Origin of the sequence: Paenibacillus sp. FSL K6-0108, from assembly GCF_045040695.1 — a bacterium.
Lineage (GTDB): Bacteria > Bacillota > Bacilli > Paenibacillales > Paenibacillaceae > Paenibacillus > Paenibacillus pabuli_B.
Genome location: NZ_CP150288.1, coordinates 2,424,974 through 2,443,675 on the forward strand (window position 1 = coordinate 2,424,974; position 18,702 = coordinate 2,443,675).

Here is an 18,702-nt window from a genome sequence, read left to right on the forward strand (position 1 = left end):
CTATGCATAACCCGCCCATTTTTTTTCTTACTAATAGTTATGATACATGATCTTTAACCATACAGTCAAACGTTACGCTTTGGTTATTGTCAGGCTGCGTTTCTATATCTATGTACTTATAGGACATGATTATGTGCTTAAGTGCAAGAAAAAGACGTAAGACTTTATTCCCAGAAATATTTTTCAGTTTTGCTGAAAATACTCTTGTCAACTTTCCTGTCTTCTGCTTATAATGGCATTAAGAGTTTCACGATATGTGAAGAAACTTAACACAAGAGGGAGTGGGGTATATGAGAAAGAAATGGTTGGTTTCGGTGTTAATAATGCTTACTTTATTGGCTTTCCCGGTCAGCGCATTTGCAGCTGCGGAGGGGCCGACTAACATCGAACTGCAAAGTGGTCTGAACTCAGCCTTTACGTTTCTGGCTGTTGTGCTGGTTTTCCTGATGCAAGGGGGATTTGCTCTACTTGAAGCGGGTTCGACCCGAATGAAAAATGCAGGACATATTGCGGGTAAAACAATCCTGACATTGGGAATTTCAGTTATTGCCTTCTGGGCTCTTGGCTTCGGTCTCGGTTTCGGTAATGGTAACAGTTTCTTCGGAACAACTGGATTTTTCCTGAGTGGGGACGGAATGGCTGCTTCGTTCGAATCACTGGCCTTCTCTGATGTTCCGCTAACCATTAAATTTGTATTCCACCTTGCCTTTGCAGCGGTATCTCTGGCTATTGCCTGCGGTGGTATGGCAGAACGCGCAAAGATGAGTGTATATATCGTTTTTGGTACGCTGTATACCATTATCATGTATCCGGTTGTTGCTCACTGGGTATGGGGCGGCGGCTGGTTGGCTGAGCTTGGTATGCAAGACTTTGCAGGTTCGACGGTTGTCCACTTGACGGGTGCAACTGCCGCGCTGGTAGCTACGATTCTGTTAAAGCCGCGTATCGGCAAATACAACAAAGATGGTAAACCTAACATCATCCCAGGTCATAACCAAGTGTACTCTGTACTTGGTGTCATTATCCTTTGGATCGGTTGGTTCGGCTTCAACCCAGGTAGTACATTATCTGCCATGGGTGATGGATTCTTCGGTTATGTAGCATTGACTACAAACGTAGCTGCGGCTGCTGGTGGTGTGGCTGCACTGTTGATCTCATGGGCTGTATTAGGTAAATCCGATATTCCTAGCATGCTGAACGGGGTGCTTGCGGCACTCGTTGCTATCACAGGTGCTTGTGCATTCGTAGAACCATGGGCAGCTCTGGTTATTGGTGCTCTGGCAGGTATTATTACATTCTTCACTGCTCAATTCTTTGAACGTAAAGGAATTGACGATCCAATCTACGCCTTCTCTGTACACGGTATTGCCGGTATGTGGGGAGCGATCTCCACAGGTTTGTTCGCAACATCAGAACTTGCTGAGAATGCAGGTGTAGGTCAAGCGGGATTGTTCTACGGTGGTGGTTTCCACCAACTGGGCGTTCAGCTTCTGGGTCTGGCAGGCGCATTTGCCTTCGTTCTGATCATGTCCTTCATTATTCTCGGTGGTATGAAAGCTATCATGGGAATCCGTGTAACGGAAGAAGAAGAAACGATGGGGCTGGATTTAAGTGAGCATGGTACTTACGGGTACCCTGAACAAATGAAAAATGTAGAAACTAAATCCAATGGCGGTACGTTCAGCTCCTAAGAGGAATGATTGCTGAATCATGCTTCAAGGAGGCTGGACATGATGGAACCCATCCCGTATATAAATCAATCCTGGTCCTATCAGGGAATAGATGGTGCGGCATCTTCTCAAGAACTGCGTCAGGCACGTGTGATATTGCAGAATGAGCTCCAGGAACTGTTGTCCGCTTCCTTGTCGCCGATCGAATGGTACCAGACGGTAAATGAACTGCATGACCGGGTTGCTCGGCGAGCAGTAGAGTTATGCATCCAGGGGATGGTAGAGGAAGGCCTAGGCCAACCTCCCGTCCCCTATGCCTTTATCGTTTTTGGCAGTTCCGGCAGGCAGGAAGCGACGTTATGGAGTGATCAGGATAATGGCATGATTATCAGCGATGCCCCGGATGAGGGGAAAGAGGTATATTTTGCCGAACTCGGACTTCGAATGACCAATATGCTGGAGGAGCTTGGCTACGCCAAATGTGAAGGCAAAGTGATGTGTTCGGAGCCTTTATGGAGGAAAACACTGGCATCTTGGAAACAACAACTAAAAGAGTGGGGATCGGACCTGTCCTGGGAGCCGGTTCGCAATCTGATTATCGCTTCAGACATGCGTTTTGTTGCGGGTGAGCCAGAGCTTGCGGAGGAATGGATATCTACATTTTATGAAGGGTTCAGATCGGTTCCTGAGCTTTCCGATGCTGTGCTGCGCAATACCGTTAAACACAAGGCGACACTGAACATTCTTGGAAGGGTGGTAACAGAACGATTCGGTGAACATGCAGGTGGATTTGATGTGAAATACGGCTTGTATATTCCGCTAGTGAACAGTGCGCGTTTTCTGGCTTTGCAGCATGGTATCAAAGAAACGTCCACGCTCAAGCGAATTCAGAGATTGGTATCACTCGAAGCCGTTCCGCTTACTTTGCTGGATGCAGCTCAGCGTGCTTTTATGACGGCTTTGAAGCTGCGACGCAGTACACCCGTTGAGATGAAACAAGGGTTACAGCATAGCGGTGGTTACCTGAATGAGAAACAGTTGAAGGAAAAACAAATGCTTTATGAACTACGGGATACGTTAGGGTTGGTGCGGCGAGTACATCGTGCGCTGCAAAGACAACTTCGTTTTGCAGAAAGGAGACGTCCATGAGAGAGCCGGCAAGGGGCAATACAGGATTCTGGAATTCGCTGCGCCAGGGAGGGGTTCCTTCCGCCATCGCTTCCATAATGGGGGCCCCTACGGCGCAGCATATGGCGTTTATCCGTTCAATGATGAGAGAACAGCGAAGACCCGAGGTGCTGCACACGCCCTTGAATGAATTGAATGCAGTTGTATTTGATTTGGAAACGACGGGATTCTCCCCCCAGCATGGGGATGAGATTCTTTCCTTTGGAGCGGTGCGTATTAATGGTGGTGTGATGCTGGAGCATGAGCAGTTCTATACGTTGGTTCAGTCTAAAGTCTCCGTTCCGGAACACATTACGGAACTGACAGGAATTACACAGCAAATGACGATGGATGCTCCATCGCTTCTGAAAGGCTTGCATGACTTCATGTCTTTTGTTGGCGGGAGTGTACTGGTTGCCCATGCAAGCGCGCATGATCGGGCTTTTCTAAATGCGGCCTTGTGGCGGACATCCAAAGTAAGGCTAACGCACCGGCTCATCGATACGATGATGCTGGCGCGTTGGCTTGAACCGAGCAGACCGGGCTATGGTCTGGATGAATTGCTGGAATCCAAAGGCATTCCGATCTACGGACGGCACCATGCTTTGGAGGACGCAAAAATGACTGCACAGTTATGGTCCTGTTATCTGGAGGAAATGTCTAGCAAAAATGTAGAAACATTGGGTGACCTGTACACCCAGTTAAGTCACGCTTAGCCGGGCGGGCTGTAAGCTGTATGATTGGCCAGGACTCATTCCAATGCTTGAATCAACATTTGAATGAATTTGATAACCATTTAGAAGCATCTTTGATGGTGTATCAGCCGTAAGATCAGGCGCGCCTATAAAATAGACCTGGAGTAGTCCAGCGAAAAGTGGTAGGTTGCGCAGATCCTCATTGGAAGGAATGGGCGTGGTTCGAGGGTGGGAGTGAAAGAGCCCGATAAGTTGTGGCTCATTGAACACACATCGGATCCATTCTGCATCTTCCAATGCGAAATGGTGCAGCGGGTCAGGCGCTACGTTACGAATGGGCTGAAACCGACTGATTCGTATGCCGCCCGCTGCGGCTTCACCCAGCACAACCCCGCAGGCTTCCTGCGGCAGCGAAGCGAACATGTACTTAGACATCTCCTGCTCTACGGAGGAAGGGATGTAGAAGGTGTTTTGCTGCTCGTGAAGTGCTGCCATTTGTATTCACCCCTCTCTCTTTGGCTCCTGCTTCGGCAGGAGTCCTTTTTTATTTTATTTTGCGTGACCCGGATTGTAAAATTTTAAAGGAAAAGGGTACAATATGAGAGAGAGCTTGAAATATCTCACATGTTAGAAGAACGTGAGTCTCAATATGTTTGATTATACAAAAGGGTGGCTGGTCATGAAACGAAATATATACATACTGCTGGGTGTTGTTTTGCTGGTGGGCATTGCTTTGGCTCAAAATGCAGACAACGGAATCGCAGCCGTGTTTAAACAAGAGGAGCCGATGCCCACGGAGACGGGGCCGAAAGCAGGTTTACTGGCACCAGCATTCTCTTTGAAAGCCATGGATGGGAAAACCTACGCTGTAGGTGGAGCCAAGGAAAAGGCCATCTTCGTCAGTTTCTGGGCATCCTGGTGTGAACCGTGCAAGCAGGAAGCTCCTGCGCTTAATACATTGGCAGCAAAATACAAGGACAAACTGGATATCTACGGTGTGAACGTAACCACATACGATAAAATCAGGGATGCCAAAGCTTTTGTGGATGAATACAAACTGACGTTCCCCATTCTGCTTGATGAAGACGGAACAGCCTATGCCAAATATAACGGTTTAGCTTTTCCGACGAATGTACTGATTGATTCCCGAGGTGTCGTTCAGGAAATTATTTTGGGGATTTTACCTGAGAAAGAGCTGGAGCGCAAAATTAAGGGTTTAATTGCAGATTAGTCAAGCGAGAAACTAGCCAAGCGAGAAGCAAAAGCGCCTGTCCTCCAATGTTTTTGGAGAAAGGCGCTTCTTTTATTTTCCGGGAAATATGCATTAATGGTTGCTTAGTCCGTGAGCAGGAATGTTGACTACACCAGGCTCGTCCTGCAATTTTTCCTGAAGAAGGGCATAACGGAAACTGTGTACGAGGGCTTCCCAACTCGCTTCAATGACGTTCTCGGATACACCGACCGTATTCCACGTGTTTTCCGTGTTTTTGGATTCAATTAATACACGGACTTTCGCGGCAGTAGCATCTTTCTCATCCAGAACACGTACTTTATAGTCGGACAGATGCATGTTGGCAAGGGAAGGGAAGTACTGCACAAGTGCTTTCCGAAGTGCGTTATCGAGTGCGTTGACCGGACCGTTGCCTTCGGCTGCGGTATACGCACTTGTTCCGCCTACATTAAGTTTAACAAAGGCTTCCGATACAACTGACTTGCCAGCCACTTTTTCAACAAGCATCTTGAACGATTCAAAGGCAAACAATTCTTTCATGTCACCGTTGGCTTCACGGATTAACAATTCAAGAGAAGCATCGGCACCTTCGAACTGATAGCCCTGATGTTCCAGATCTTTGATCTTCTCAATGATCTGACGTGAGTTGGCACTGCTTGGATCAAATTCAAGACCCAGTTCCTGTGCTTTGGATACGATGTTGCTTTGTCCTGCCAGTTCGGAGACGAGCACACGCTGTTTGTTACCAACCAACTCAGGCACGATGTGTTCGTAGGTCCGGGAATCACGCAATATGGCAGAGACGTGAATACCGCCTTTGTGAGCGAAAGCAGCATTTCCGACATAAGGCTGGTTGATTGGCATATTTACGTTGGCAATCTCACTGACATAACGGGCAACATTCGTAAGCTGTTTCATTGAATCCTCTGAAACGCACTCATATCCAAGCTTCAGCTGCAGATTAGGGATGATGGAAGCCAGATTTGCGTTGCCGCATCTCTCTCCATACCCATTCATTGTACCTTGAACCTGTCTGGCACCAGCTTGTACTGCACTTAAAGTATTGGCGACAGCAAGTTCACAGTCATTATGGGTATGAATGCCCAGATGAGCTTGGGGAAGGCGTTCAGCGAGTGCAGATACGATCTCGTACACCTCATGCGGCATCGTTCCGCCGTTGGTGTCACACATCACTAGCCAGTCCGCTCCAGCTTCATGGGCTTTGGTCATTACGGCCTCTGCATATTCAGGGTTGTGCTTGAATCCGTCGAAGAAATGCTCTGCATCAAAAATGACTTCCATACCGTTTTGTTTCAGATAGGCGATGGAGTCGTAGATCATGGACAGGTTTTCTTCCAAAGTGGTTTGCAAAGCAGTGTGCACGTGGAAATCCCATGATTTTCCAACCAGAGTCGCTGCCTGAGCACCGGATTCGATCATGCGATTCAAGTTGGCGTCTTCACTGGCGATGCTGCCTTTGCGACGCGTACTGCCAAAAGCGACAATCTTCGCCTTCAGGTTCAGTTCCTTGACTCTTTTAAAAAACTCAATGTCCTTGGTGTTGCTGCCTGGAATTCCGCCTTCAATATAATGAGCACCCAGGTCATCGAGCTTCTTAGCAATTTTGAGCTTGTCATCTGCCGATAAGCTGACTCCCTCCCCTTGTGTGCCGTCACGTAAAGTCGTATCGAAGATGGAAATGGCCTTTGACATGAAGATCCTCCTTTAAGATGAAGCGCTTTTTTAGAAAGTTTAATGGTGTGTTTAAAAAACATATGAGCATGTTGGTGACGAATCCTTCGATTCTGTACCGCTACACTGTATTAAATTCAAAGTGTAGATTTGTCCTAAAATCGTGAATTTGTATAATTAATTATTATAGCACCATTATCGCCAAATGCTACATCGAATTCACCATTTGGTGTAACAAATGATGGATTGTAGAGTAGAGTGTGTTGTAAACATAGTCCTTGCAATATGTTATGCTTCATCTATATGCAGCTATTCCGGGATTGAATAGAGATTCATATCATATTTTTATAAAAGGAGGGAAGAGGATGCATTTTGTGTGGGAGAATACAATTATTTCATTCATTATAATTGCTATTATTGTCGTTGCTGTGTGGGGTATCATTCGATCGATCGTTAAATCTCGCCGAAAATAAGGGGATATAAATGATTTTTACATAATCCCCGAACGAGAAAGCCCAATTCTTTAGATGTGGGATGAAAGTGAGGTCGGATACAGAGTATCACTATTGTGATGCTTCAAGTATCCGAAATGTCTGCGTTCTTAATTTTTTTAGCTTGTTTCAATTCATTTATTAAACTGATACAATATAGATATGAATGAATATAGAAGAACAAACACAACCGTATCTTTGTTGAACTATCATTTTGTGTTCTGCCCACGATACAGGAGAAAGATATTTCTCAAATTAGAGGTAGAACAGCGCTTCAAGGAATTGGTGCATGAGGTATGTGCAGAGCTTAAAATTGTGATTGTTGCCATGGAGTGCGACAAAGACCATACACATATGTTTCTCAATGCACTTCCAACCTTAAGCCCTGCTGATATCATGGCAAAAATAAAAGGAGTCACATCAAAAAAACTACGAGAAGAGTTTCCACACCTTCTGCATTTGCCCAGTTTGTGGACACGTTCCTATTTTGTTTCTACCGCTGGAAATGTATCCAGTGAGACCATCAAGCGTTATGTTGAACAACAAAAGACAAGGGGGTGAAGTATATGTCTCAGACCGTAACGGTTAAGGTAAAGCTGCTGCCGACTCAAGAGCAGATCCAACTATTGCAACAAAGTAGTCATGAATATATCCGAGTTGTGAATACACTCGTGGCCGAGATGGTAGAAGAAAAGAAAAGGTTGAAAAAGACAACAAAAGACATTCCTGCTAATCTACCAAGTGCAGTAAAAAATCAAGCGATTAAAGATGCGAATAGTGTATTCTCTACCAAAGTTAAGAAAAGTAAATACGCAATCATACCGATCCTAAAGAAACCGATTTGCGTATGGAATAACCAAAATTATTCTCTTGACTTCACGCACATTTTCATTCCATTCATGGTAGAGGGAAAATCTAAGCGTTTAAAAATTCGTGCATTGTTCATAGGCAGGGACCATCGAAACGTTGACCTTTTGAAGCATAAACTTGGTACGCTCCGTGTCACGAAAAGCTCAGGTAAGTGGGTAGCCCAAATTGCTGTCACCATGCCAACAACTGAAAAAACGGGTATGCGGATTTTGGGCGTTGATTTAGGGCTGAAAGTCCCTGCCGTAGCCATCACAGATAATAATCACGTTCGCTTCTTTGGGAATGGGCGAGAAAACAAGTACAAGAAACGGAAGTTTCGTAGTGTTCGTCAAAAGCTAGGAAAACAAAAGAAAGTGAACGCTATTCGCAAGTTAGATGATAAAGAACAACGATGGATAAAAGACAAAGACCACAAAGTCAGTCGTGAAATCGTTCATTTCGCAGTCGAAAATAAGACTTCTGTCATTCGCTTAGAGCAACTAACGAATATTAGGCAGACGACAAGAACAAGTCGTAAAAACGAAAAGAATCTACACACATGGTCATTCTACCGTTTGGCACACTTCATTGAATACAAAGCAAATATGGCAGGGATCAAAGTGGAATATGTGAACCCTGCATATTCAAGTCAAACCTGTCCAGAATGTTCAAAAAAGAACAAGGCGCAAGATAGAAGATATACGTGTCCATGTGGATTCAAGAAACATCGTGATATCGTTGGGGCGATGAATATTCGCTACGCAACTGTGATTGGCGGTAACAGTCAATCAGCCTAAGATGCTATATGCACTGTCTTAGGAGGGGTAATGGCATACCCTAATCTTAGCATCTGTCCAAAGCAGAAATGAAATGAGGACGTTAAGTTTAGCTAAGAATCCCAATCACTTTAGTGATCTTGCCCCTTTAGGGGTGGGAGTGTCAAATAAGAGATTTTGATATAATAGAGGCAGAGAGTGTTTGTAACGGAATTGTGTATACGAAAGGGCGGTGGTGGATCATGTCTTCAGACCAAACGCATAACAACCTAGATGTAGATCGATATTATCCTACCGCCGGAAGAGTGATTTTGCATGTCGATATGAATGCTTTTTATTGCTCTGTACATGAAGCCGAGGAACCGGAATTATATAGGGGGAAAGCGACGGCCGTTGCTGGTAGCAGTGAAGTGCGCAAAGGTGTCATTGTAACTTGTTCGTACACGGCTCGACGCAGGGGCATTTCTACAGGCATGGTTGTACATCAAGCTTTGAAGAAATGTCCTGACTTAATTGTGATTCGGCCGGATTTTCATTTATATCGTAGGTATTCGAAAGAATTCATGAAAATAGCTTACAGTTATACTCCGCTGCTAGAAGCGACCTCAATCGACGAGTGTTATCTTGATATTACGGGGTCCAGGCAGTTCGGTACACCGCTGGAAATTGCGGAAAGTATTCAGACCAGAATCCGGGATGAGCTGGGAATGCCCTGTTCGATTGGAATTGCACCCAACAAGCTGCTTGCCAAGATGGCCTCTGATTTGAAAAAGCCTAATGGCATTTCGATTTTACGGATGAGGGATGTACCTCAGATTTTATGGCATAGACCTTGTAACGAAATGTTTGGGATCGGCAAAAAGACGGCGGAGAAGCTGAAGAAACTGGGCATTGAAACCATAGGACAGCTGGCCAAATCAGACGAGCGGATGTTAACCGATGTGTTTGGAATTAATGGCTCCTGGTTAAAAAATTCAGCAAACGGCATTAATCATTCGCCAGTTCAGGCTGAACGTGAAGCGAACAAATCGATTGGACACACAACAACGTTACCCGCAGATATATCTGAAATGGATGACGTACATCGGGTGTTACTGAATATAAGTGACCAGGTTGCCAGACGGCTGCGTAAGCACGAAATGCTCAGTCAGGGCATCCAGATTACGATTCGTACACCGGATATGAAGACGATTACGAGATCACGTATGATGGAAGTGCCTACTGAAGATGCATCAATCATATACCGGGAGGCCTGTGCTTTATTTGCAAAACATTGGGGCGGCGGGAAGCCTGTTCGGATGTTGGGTGTGACCCTTCAAACGCTGATTCCACGTGAGGAATCAGCAATACAGCTTGACCTCTTTGAATATGAACAGAAGCCGAAGAAGGAAAACCTGATTCGCATCATGGATCAGTTACGTGACAAATTTGGCGAAAATGCTGTCGTTACGGCTGGTATGCTTGGGGATGATCCTTCCGTATTACTGCGCAATCATAAAGTGCGGGGAACATCGCTGCAAAAAGATAATTTGCAAAGTGTCGATTAAATAGGGCATAATGGAGTCTTGAGGCTGTTAAAATGATTTGTAATAACTCTTACTTTGTATTAATATGTTTCTAGATAAAAATACTGTACGTTTTTGAATAATAGGAGGAGAGATTGGTAATGAGTAAATATACTTGGGTAGAAAAAGATACATGTATTGCGTGCGGAGCATGCGGAGCAACGGCGCCAGACATTTATGATTATGATGATGAAGGTTTGGCAGAAGTAATTTTCGATGGAGATGCCAACCAAGGGATCAAAGCAATTCCGGATGATTTGTTCGACGACATGCAGGACGCTTGCGACGGCTGCCCTACGGACTCCATTAAAGTTGCGGATGAACCTTTCAACAAAGAAGGTTAATTCCTTTCATATGAACATACAAAAGCACATTCTTCTGTCTTTGAGACAGCGGGGGTGTGCTTTTTTTGTCGAATGTTGAGGCTTAGATCCGGGTACTCAAGTCCTATGGATTTCTAGTCATCTTTTGCCGATATATAAAGAAACGGAAAAAAGCAAAATGATGGAGGATCGGATGCAGAATACTCATCTAAGAACATATGTTAAGAAACATCCCGATAATAAAATGGCCTGGTATTTACTCGGTAAGGAATATTTGGGTGAAGGGCAGGAGGCCAAGGCAAACTATTGTTTTCAGCAGGCGGGTGAAGTCTACGAGGCTTTTGAGCGAAGCAAGGCACCGGCAGATATATGGGTGGATTATCAGGAGAAGCTGGTTGAAATGGCTGAGCAAAAAGAGAAAAAACATCGTGTTCGCAAAATGTGGCTCACCCTGCTGATGCTGCTAGTACTGGCAGGACTCCCGCCTGCGGATGCTCCCGGTTTCAATCGCGATGCAGCGGACGCGCTGGCTTCGGCGTTGGATTCGACGGACGACACCACCGAAGGAGGGTCAGGAGAAAACGGGAGGGATTCGTCCGCTGTTACACATTCCAACGTGTTCACCGCTGGAACATTCGGTGGAGGCAATCAAGGTGAGGTTGCTCTGGCTGCTGCATGGTCCGGCTCTGGTCCGAAAGTGGAAACATCGGCTGTGCTCGGAATGCAAGCGTCGGGTAATTGGTCTTTATGGAAGCGTAATATGCCTGTGAAATATATCGTTCAAACGAATGGCAGTGGCAAACTGGTGGCACAGAGTTATGATGCCAAACAGTGTAACTGTGAGCCGCCGGAGGTGTCTGGAGAAATCAAGAAGCTGGCACAAGCGTGGATCGTTAAGCAAGAATCCGCAGCAGCGCTATCTAGTGCAATGATTACATATAAAAAACAAAATGGAAGCTGGCCGAAAAGTGTGGCGCAACTTGCCAGGCCATTTCCAAATAATATTTTGGGAGAGACTGCACCTGGCATGAATGAGATGTTTCCGGCACTTCTTTCCCTTCACCAAAAAGGGCAAATGGAACAAGGGAAAAACACAGCTGAGGGAACAGGTGAAGATTTAGATGATCCGCAAGGCAAAAACGCTGCATTTGTGGATACGTTGGGTGGAAAGCCTTTTTTGCAGGATCGGCTTGAGATTATCGTGGACAAGAAACAGCATAGGCTTGCGCTGATCAGTGGCAACACCATCATTAGAAACTACGAAGTAGGGCTTGGGGGAGATCGAACTCCAGAGGGGGCGTTTGTCATTTCAGACAAGGTTGTTAATCCAAATGGTCGCTCCAACGGCGAATTTGGAAGCAGGGGAATGCAGCTGTCGGACACGAATTATGCCATCCATGGGACCAACGAGCCAAACAGTATTGGGCTGGATGAATCCCTTGGATGTGTGAGAATGAGTACTGAAGATGTGGAAGAGCTATTTGCTCTTGCTCCACAGGGAACTCCGGTACGCATCGGGAAAGATTTGCTGCCGGAGACAGCTGTTGTTCCAGAAACGAAGGATCGTTACCGGTACAAACTTGTTCCCAAGCAAAATAACCCGAATAAGACGTATCATTGGTTGAATTAATGATTTAACGAAATATCATGTGATTCAGACCAAAAAATTAATATCCATGCTGGATTGGTATGTAGATGCAGACACAGTCGTTTGAAGCAATTACAGGTTGGCGATAATAATAAGCGCACCAATGATAATGATTAGTCCGCCAACGCTGGCTGCCGTCCAGATAATGGCTTTACGGTTGACTTCATCTTTCTTTTGCTGCAAAGTAGGTGGTTTGCGTTTGGGAGCCATGGGCTGTTCCTCCTTCATGGAATAAGGCTATATCGATGTAGCCATGCTCCCATTGTAAAGAATTCAACTCGCCATTTCCAGTAGGCGGGTGGATTTCTTGTGAGCATTTTGCATCATACGATTCCTGTGGCTTGGGGGGATGCAAAATGCTTCTGTCTATGCTCAAACTACTTTCCTTTTGAAGAAGAAACGGATAGACTTGTGTATAGAGTGTTTTTTTACATATGAAAAAGACGGAAAGCAGTTTTTTCAGCGTACCGGACCAGAACGGAGTGAGTGATTTGTTATACAGAAGTCTTGCTAAACCCTTATTGTTCAAAATGGACCCTGAGCAGGCCCATCATCTGATTATCGGCGGCCTCAGCGGCATGGGGAGCATTCGCCCAGTTCCTTCCGGTTTGCGAGTCATGTATGGCGTGCGTGAAACATCGGATCTGGCTGTGGACATGTTTGGATGCCATTTTCCTACACCTGTAGGACTTGCGGCCGGTTTGGACAAAAACGGACAGGCTGTAACGGGCTTTTCTTCCATCGGGTTTGGCTTCATGGAAGTGGGCACAGTCACACCGCTTGCACAGCCAGGCAACGACCAGCCGCGGTTATTCCGCCTGCCTCCCGATGAGGCATTGGTAAACCGGATGGGCTTTAATAACCTCGGAGCCGATGCGATGGCGGGTGAATTGGCACGCCTCACGGAGCGCCGTATTCCAGTGGCCGTAAATATAGGTAAAAATAAGGCAACACCCAATGAAGAAGCGCATTTGGACTATGCAAAATGCATTCGGGCGCTATACGATTATGCGGACCTGTTTGTGGTGAATATCAGTTCACCAAATACACCGGATTTGCGTAATCTGCAGCATGGGAATGAATTGAAGGAATTGCTTGCCGCAGTCATGAATGAGATGGAGACACAGCGCAAGAGAGCGGGCGGTTCCGCTAAATCGGTGCTGGTCAAAATTGCACCTGATGTGAATGACCAGGAGCTTGAATATATGGTGAGCACCATTGCAGATAGTGGAGTTGCCGGTATCATCGCAACGAATACAACGATCAGCCGCGAGGGTCTGTCTCATCAGCATGCCAAAGAGACAGGTGGGCTAAGTGGCAAGCCGCTGCGTGATCGTTCCACGGAAATCATTCGCCAAATCTATCGCCAGACAGAAGGCAAACTGCCAATCATCGGATCGGGGGGCATTTTCACAAGCGAAGATGCTTACGAAAAGATTAAAGCAGGGGCCAGCCTGGTGGAAATATATACGGCATTGATCTATGAAGGACCTGAAGTGAATCGGCGCATTCATGCCGGACTGCGTGAATTGCTGCGCAAAGACGGTTACAGTCATATTTCGGAAGCTGTCGGTGCAGAGCATCGTTAAGCAATGTTTCGGAGTTCCCCAGATTGAAAACTAGAAGCGTGGAAGAGGGTAGTGGCGTACGGGACTCTTCCCCCCGCTTAACATCATGTATAATGGATAAGAACAGGGGAAGCTATAGAGACAGGAGGCATAAGCATGGACGGTAGAGACTGGGGTACATTTTTACTTCCTTATGAACAAGCGGTAGAGGAATTGAAAGTTAAGTTTAAAACGATGCGGGCGGAGCTTAAGAAAAGGGAAGAATACGCCCCGATTGAATTCGTTACCGGTCGTGTCAAAAAAATATCCAGCATTCTGGAGAAGTCCAGACGCCTGAATGTGCCGCTTGATCAGGTGGAAACAGGCATTGAGGATATTGCAGGTATCCGCATTATGTGCCAGTTTGTGGATGATATTCGACGGGTAGCCGAGTATATTCGTGGTCGCAAGGATTTGACGGTATTAATCGAGAAGGATTATATCACCAATTTCAAAGAGAGCGGCTACCGCAGTTTCCATATGATTATTGAGTATCCTGTTCAGACGGCTCTTGGGCAGAAGAATGTGCTGGCCGAGATTCAGATTCGGACGCTGGCGATGAACTTCTGGGCCACGATCGAGCACTCCCTGAGTTACAAGTTTCGGGAGAGTCTGCCGGATGATATGCGTGCAAGATTGAAAAAGACGGCGGAAGCCGCTTTTGTACTTGATAATGAGATGTCGGCGATCCGTTTGCAAATTCTGGAGGCGCAAAAGGCCTTTGAGGATGATTCCAATATTGTATCAAGAACGCTGAGCATCATACATCAGTTGTATTTCTATCATCTTGTTAACGAAGCGATTGAGGCACAGAAGCGCTTCAACGACTGCTGGGAGCGTCATGATATGGAAGGGCTAAAAGACCTTCTGGATGATGTGAAAGCACTTCTGAATGCGGCTAGAAAGGGTGAAAACCCGGATGAGCAGCTATGAACCGCTGTATGTGGATTATCTGATCTATTTCAATCGCGATCAGGACTACTTTGAATGCCATGAGGTATTGGAAGAGCTGTGGCTTGAACGGGATCGGGATTCGATGTACAAAGGATTGCTGCAGATTGCAGTAGGGCTGTATCATTTCAGAAATGCTAATTTTCGCGGGGGACGTATGATGTTACAGAGTTCGGTAGAACTGTTAAAGTCCTATCCGGAAAATTCGCTAGGCATTGCGCTCGGACTGTTGGTGCACCAAGTACAGGAGCTGGTTCATGGACTTTCGGGTCCTGAGCCGCAGCATTTTCCTTACAGAGACTTGCATATTCAGATTCAGGATGAGGTGCTGGTGCAGGAGGTTCGAGAACGTGCTCTTGAACTGAAGCCTAATGTTCCCCAACGCCGAAGTCCTACACGTGGACGAATCTATGAAGAGAAGATGAAGGCAATGCAGCAGGAGCAGAGTTTGCAGAGCGAGTAAGCTTATAATGGAAAGTCATCATTCACTTCATTCATCAACATATTGTCTGATATATGATCTATAAAAAATCACCCCGGCAATTCCTCTAGAGGAATTGCTGGGGTGTTTGATATTTGAGATTAAAGGAGCTCATTAAAGTTTGGAATGATTCCAGAGCTTGTCCATTGCAAAGGACAGTATGATCTATGCCGGTCCGTCGCAACCGCGAAGCATTATACGATTAGCTTGCTGATGGAGTGGCACTGCCTTTATATTTCTCGAAAAATTGCTTGTAGTCATCCAGGGTATAACCGTTGTCACTGCCATTTTCCTGCAGCCCGCCAACCATACGGTCTTTCTCAACACCATCCTGATAATAGACCAGAGTCGGCGTGTACTCAATGTTGTAGTCTGTCCAACCGGAATCGAATTCGCGCAGATTGAACTGAGGAAGCTTGACACCTTCACTGTCCACCAGTGGCATCAACTGAGGTGTTGTCGCACGGCAGTGTGAGCAGTCGGAGGCAAAGAAGTATACAAAAAAGCTGTCTTTGTTATCGATTCTGGCTTTCAGATCATCAGGCAAAATAATTTGTTGATAGTTTGGATCATTCAGCAATTCGCGGGTTGCCGGATTAAGCTTGGAGGCTGCAATACCATATGCGTTCGCCACAGCGTCCATTTGTTTCTTGGATTGCTGATTCACCAGAACAAGTGCTGCAATTAATACCACGAATATTCCCAGGAAAATAAGGATCGCTGCACTTTTCTTTTTCTTCTTGGATTTCATTAAGACATCCCCCATCGATCATATCAAAATATAGTGTGGCAAAAAAACAGGATGGGATAATATGCATAAACACCCGTATTTTTGCACATCAATCAATCTACTTGCCATTATACTACATTACACGCTGTAGTGGAATATGAATGAAGCAATAGGAAAGCATTGCCCGGATATGATAACATAGAACTATATGCAATTTTAACAAGACAGGATGAGTGGGATTATGGCTGTACAGCTGCCTTCGATATTTGCCGAGCGAATGAAAAGCTTGTTAGGCGATGAATTTGAACAATTTATGAAATCTTATGAGCAGTCGCCACATGCGGGGCTGAGAGTGAATACGTTGAAAATATCGCTGGAACAATTCAAGGAAATTGCTCCATTTGATATGCGGCCCATTCCGTGGTGCGGAACGGGTTTTTATGTGCCTCACGGGGTTAAGCCAGGGTTACATCCTTATTATCATGCGGGCTTGTATTATATCCAGGAACCAAGTGCCATGGCCCCGGTTGAATTATTGAATGTGAAGCCTGGGGAACGTGTGCTGGATCTGTGTGCTGCTCCTGGTGGGAAAACAACCCAGATTGCAGCCAAGCTGCAGGGCAAGGGGGTACTCGTTACGAACGATATCCATGCGGAACGTACGAAAGCGCTCGCCAAAAACGTGGAATTATATGGAGTACGCAATGCTGTAGTATTGAATGAATCACCGGAACGGATTGCGAGTGCATTTCCTCATTATTTTGACAAAGTGTTAATCGATGCGCCTTGTTCGGGTGAGGGCATGTTTCGTAAAGATGAGGATATGGTGAAATCCTGGGAAAATCATTCGGTGGAAAAATGTGTGCTGATGCAGCGCGATATTCTGGAGACGGCGGCCAAGCTGCTTGCTCCAGGGGGAACTATCGTATATTCCACTTGTACGTTTGCGCCAGAGGAAAATGAAGCGATGATTGCGGAGTTTCTGAACATCAATCCTGATTTTGTGGTGAATGACATCCCCGAAAGTGCTGGATTTGCTCCAGGACGACCGGAATGGGTACGCCAGATGCTGCCTGAGACAGCACAGAAGACTGAATCGGTACTGGACCAAACCCGTGGCACTGCGAGGTTGTGGCCTCACCTGTTGGAGGGGGAAGGTCATTATGTGGCTGTACTGCAGCATCGTGCCCAATCTCTTTCAGAAGAAGACGGAAGTCAAGAGCAGGATAGCGGTTTACAGTCTGGACAGGCCGTGGGCACAGACTCCTCGGAACGAACTGAATTGATAGACCGATCTATCCGTGCATCTGCACCAATCAGTAAAGAAGAGCGCAAACGGGAACGTCTAATGAGAACCCAATCCAGAGAACATAATGAAAATCATACCCGTGGTGGCAAGGTTCAGGGAAAACAGGGAAAAGGCAACGAACGTAGTGGTCGCAAAAACGAACGAAGTTATGGACGAGGAGCCGATCAAGCGAGCGTCGATCCAGGAACGGTGTATGCTCAATTTGTACAAGAAAATCTGAAAATCGAGCTTGCTGGAGAAACCGTGTTTTACGGCGATCGTGTGTATCAATCTTCTGTGGGTGCTGCCCGTCTGGAAGGGCTCAAGGTTATACGACCAGGATGGTTTATGGGTACCGTGAAGAATGGGCGGTTTGTGCCCTCTCATCCGCTTGCATGTGCTTTGAATGCAGCTGAAGCCCTGAGATCCATTAATTTATCTTCAGCTGACGGTGAAGCAGTAAGGTATCTAAAAGGAGAAACGTTGAACATCGAAGAAGCACGAGTTGAACGTCAAGCAGATATGGCTGCCAAAGGTTATGTGTTGGTGTGTGTAGACGGTTTTGCAACTGGCTGGGGGAAATGGCTGGATGGTGTACTGAAAAATGAATATCCGGCAGGCTGGAGGTGGACATCAGCATGAGTGGAAAAGGCAAACAAACGATGCGTCTGGATAAAATATTAAGCCATATGGGTGTGGGGTCACGAAGTGAACTAAAAAAGATGGTGAAGCAGGGCAGAATCCGTGTGGATGGGAAACCGGTGAAAGACAGCGGGGTGCAGGTCAACCCCGACGTGAACGTTATTGAAGCTGACGGAGAGCGAATCGTATATCGGGAAATGATCTACCTGATGCTGCACAAACCACCTGGCGTAGTGTCGGCAACTGAAGATAATCGGGATAAAACGGTGATAGATCTGCTGCGTAAAGAGGATCGTATTTTCGATCCGTTCCCTGTGGGACGACTCGACAAAGACACGGAGGGTTTGCTGATTTTAACCAATGATGGGCCACTTGCCCACGATCTGTTATCCCCGCGTAAACATGTACCCAAGACGTATGAAGCTCGTGTCCTTGGGAACGTTGATGAAGAAGATATTGAACGGTTCAAAGCCGGTATTCAGCTGGATGACGGATATGAGACGTTGCCTGCGGAACTGACTGTGCTTCAGCGTGAGGAAACGGAAGAAGGCGTGTTTTCTTCCATTTCATTGATCATACATGAAGGCAAGTTCCACCAGGTGAAAAGAATGTTCCAGGCCGTAGGCAAGCGCGTGGTTTATTTAAAACGTGTTGCCATGGGTGATCTGGAGCTGGATGCCGATCTGGCAATCGGCAGCTACCGCGAGCTAACCGCAGACGAGTTAGATCGTCTGCGGAAGTAAGAACTCCCGTCCTTCGCGAAGCGGAGCAGGGAGTCCGGGCAGAAGACGAAGTCCTGCCCTCCGCGCCAAAGGCGCACGAGCTCCCGTCCTTCGCGAAGCGGAGCAGGGAGCCGGGCAGGAGGCAAAGCCCTGCCCTCACGCCGAAGGCGCACG

18 protein-coding genes are annotated in these 18,702 nt (G+C 46.4%); 14 read left to right on the forward strand and 4 right to left on the reverse strand.

The features are described from left to right. The first annotated feature begins 290 nt into the window (after positions 1 to 290). Genes MHB49_RS11330 through MHB49_RS11340 form a run of 3 tightly spaced genes read left to right on the forward strand, consistent with a single transcriptional unit; the run spans position 291 to position 3,553 of the window. On the forward strand, positions 291 to 1,691 hold the full coding sequence (locus tag MHB49_RS11330; RefSeq protein WP_110002278.1) for an ammonium transporter: 1,401 nt from the start codon (positions 291 to 293) through the stop codon (positions 1,689 to 1,691). A gap of 33 nt (positions 1,692 to 1,724) precedes the next feature. Continuing rightward, a complete protein-coding gene (locus MHB49_RS11335) occupies positions 1,725 to 2,819 on the forward strand; it encodes a DUF294 nucleotidyltransferase-like domain-containing protein (RefSeq protein ID WP_405157109.1) in 1,095 nt (364 codons plus the stop codon). Then, positions 2,816 to 3,553: an exonuclease domain-containing protein gene (locus MHB49_RS11340; protein WP_405156166.1), complete on the forward strand. Its 738-nt coding sequence runs from the start codon at positions 2,816 to 2,818 to the stop codon at positions 3,551 to 3,553. The genes MHB49_RS11335 and MHB49_RS11340 overlap by 4 nt, the downstream gene beginning before the upstream one ends. Here the strand turns inward: MHB49_RS11340 and MHB49_RS11345 are convergent. Further along, positions 3,539 to 4,027, reverse strand: a complete 489-nt coding sequence (locus MHB49_RS11345; protein ID WP_090895618.1) for a Mov34/MPN/PAD-1 family protein — start codon at positions 4,025 to 4,027, stop codon at positions 3,539 to 3,541. The genes MHB49_RS11340 and MHB49_RS11345 overlap by 15 nt on opposite strands. Positions 4,028 to 4,211: 184 nt before the next feature. Here MHB49_RS11345 and MHB49_RS11350 point away from each other — a divergent pair, with 184 nt between their 5' ends. Next, a complete protein-coding gene (locus MHB49_RS11350) occupies positions 4,212 to 4,763 on the forward strand; it encodes a TlpA family protein disulfide reductase (protein WP_405156167.1) in 552 nt (183 codons plus the stop codon). 93 nt (positions 4,764 to 4,856) lie between these two features. Here MHB49_RS11350 and cimA read toward each other — a convergent pair whose 3' ends face one another. Then, positions 4,857 to 6,476: a citramalate synthase gene (cimA, locus tag MHB49_RS11355; protein ID WP_405156168.1), complete on the reverse strand. Its 1,620-nt coding sequence runs from the start codon at positions 6,474 to 6,476 to the stop codon at positions 4,857 to 4,859. A 632-nt stretch (positions 6,477 to 7,108) separates the two neighbouring features. Between cimA and tnpA the strand changes: the two genes are divergently transcribed. From tnpA to MHB49_RS11380, 5 genes are all read left to right on the forward strand, one after another. After that, complete coding sequence (gene tnpA, locus MHB49_RS11360; protein WP_047840510.1) at positions 7,109 to 7,507, forward strand: IS200/IS605 family transposase; 399 nt, start codon at positions 7,109 to 7,111, stop codon at positions 7,505 to 7,507. A gap of 5 nt (positions 7,508 to 7,512) precedes the next feature. After that, a complete protein-coding gene (locus MHB49_RS11365; RefSeq protein WP_405156169.1) occupies positions 7,513 to 8,592 on the forward strand; it encodes an RNA-guided endonuclease InsQ/TnpB family protein in 1,080 nt (359 codons plus the stop codon). Positions 8,593 to 8,813: 221 nt separating this feature from the next. After that, the gene (locus MHB49_RS11370; protein ID WP_405156170.1) at positions 8,814 to 10,118 is read left to right on the forward strand and encodes a DNA polymerase IV; all 1,305 of its coding nucleotides are present in this window, start codon (positions 8,814 to 8,816) and stop codon (positions 10,116 to 10,118) included. A 119-nt stretch (positions 10,119 to 10,237) separates the two neighbouring features. After that, positions 10,238 to 10,480, forward strand: coding sequence for a ferredoxin (locus MHB49_RS11375; RefSeq protein ID WP_062322102.1), 243 nt, complete (start codon positions 10,238 to 10,240; stop codon positions 10,478 to 10,480). A 172-nt stretch (positions 10,481 to 10,652) separates the two neighbouring features. Further along, a complete protein-coding gene (locus tag MHB49_RS11380; protein WP_405156171.1) occupies positions 10,653 to 12,089 on the forward strand; it encodes a L,D-transpeptidase family protein in 1,437 nt (478 codons plus the stop codon). Between the two features lie 90 nt (positions 12,090 to 12,179). Here MHB49_RS11380 and MHB49_RS11385 read toward each other — a convergent pair whose 3' ends face one another. Then, a complete protein-coding gene (locus MHB49_RS11385) occupies positions 12,180 to 12,335 on the reverse strand; it encodes a hypothetical protein (protein ID WP_274570599.1) in 156 nt (51 codons plus the stop codon). 263 nt (positions 12,336 to 12,598) lie between these two features. Between MHB49_RS11385 and MHB49_RS11390 the strand changes: the two genes are divergently transcribed. The 3 genes from MHB49_RS11390 to MHB49_RS11400 all read left to right on the forward strand — a co-directional run bounded on the left by MHB49_RS11390 (position 12,599) and on the right by MHB49_RS11400 (position 15,128). Next, positions 12,599 to 13,696, forward strand: coding sequence for a quinone-dependent dihydroorotate dehydrogenase (locus tag MHB49_RS11390; protein WP_405157110.1), 1,098 nt, complete (start codon positions 12,599 to 12,601; stop codon positions 13,694 to 13,696). 135 nt (positions 13,697 to 13,831) lie between these two features. After that, a complete protein-coding gene (locus tag MHB49_RS11395; protein ID WP_063564788.1) occupies positions 13,832 to 14,647 on the forward strand; it encodes a GTP pyrophosphokinase family protein in 816 nt (271 codons plus the stop codon). Beyond that, positions 14,634 to 15,128 carry a DUF309 domain-containing protein gene (locus MHB49_RS11400; protein ID WP_405156172.1) on the forward strand — a complete coding sequence of 165 codons (495 nt, stop codon included), beginning with the start codon at positions 14,634 to 14,636 and terminating at the stop codon, positions 15,126 to 15,128. The genes MHB49_RS11395 and MHB49_RS11400 overlap by 14 nt, the downstream gene beginning before the upstream one ends. 220 nt (positions 15,129 to 15,348) lie before the next feature. Here the strand turns inward: MHB49_RS11400 and MHB49_RS11405 are convergent, their stop codons facing one another. Further along, on the reverse strand, positions 15,349 to 15,897 hold the full coding sequence (locus tag MHB49_RS11405) for a thioredoxin family protein (RefSeq protein WP_405156173.1): 549 nt from the start codon (positions 15,895 to 15,897) through the stop codon (positions 15,349 to 15,351). Positions 15,898 to 16,117: 220 nt separating this feature from the next. Between MHB49_RS11405 and MHB49_RS11410 the strand changes: the two genes are divergently transcribed. Together MHB49_RS11410 and MHB49_RS11415 are read left to right on the forward strand one after the other, a co-directional pair. After that, on the forward strand, positions 16,118 to 17,806 hold the full coding sequence (locus MHB49_RS11410; RefSeq protein ID WP_405156174.1) for an RsmB/NOP family class I SAM-dependent RNA methyltransferase: 1,689 nt from the start codon (positions 16,118 to 16,120) through the stop codon (positions 17,804 to 17,806). After that, complete coding sequence (locus MHB49_RS11415) at positions 17,803 to 18,549, forward strand: pseudouridine synthase (protein ID WP_405156175.1); 747 nt, start codon at positions 17,803 to 17,805, stop codon at positions 18,547 to 18,549. Before MHB49_RS11410 ends, MHB49_RS11415 begins: the two co-directional genes overlap by 4 nt. Positions 18,550 to 18,702 lie beyond the last annotated feature (153 nt).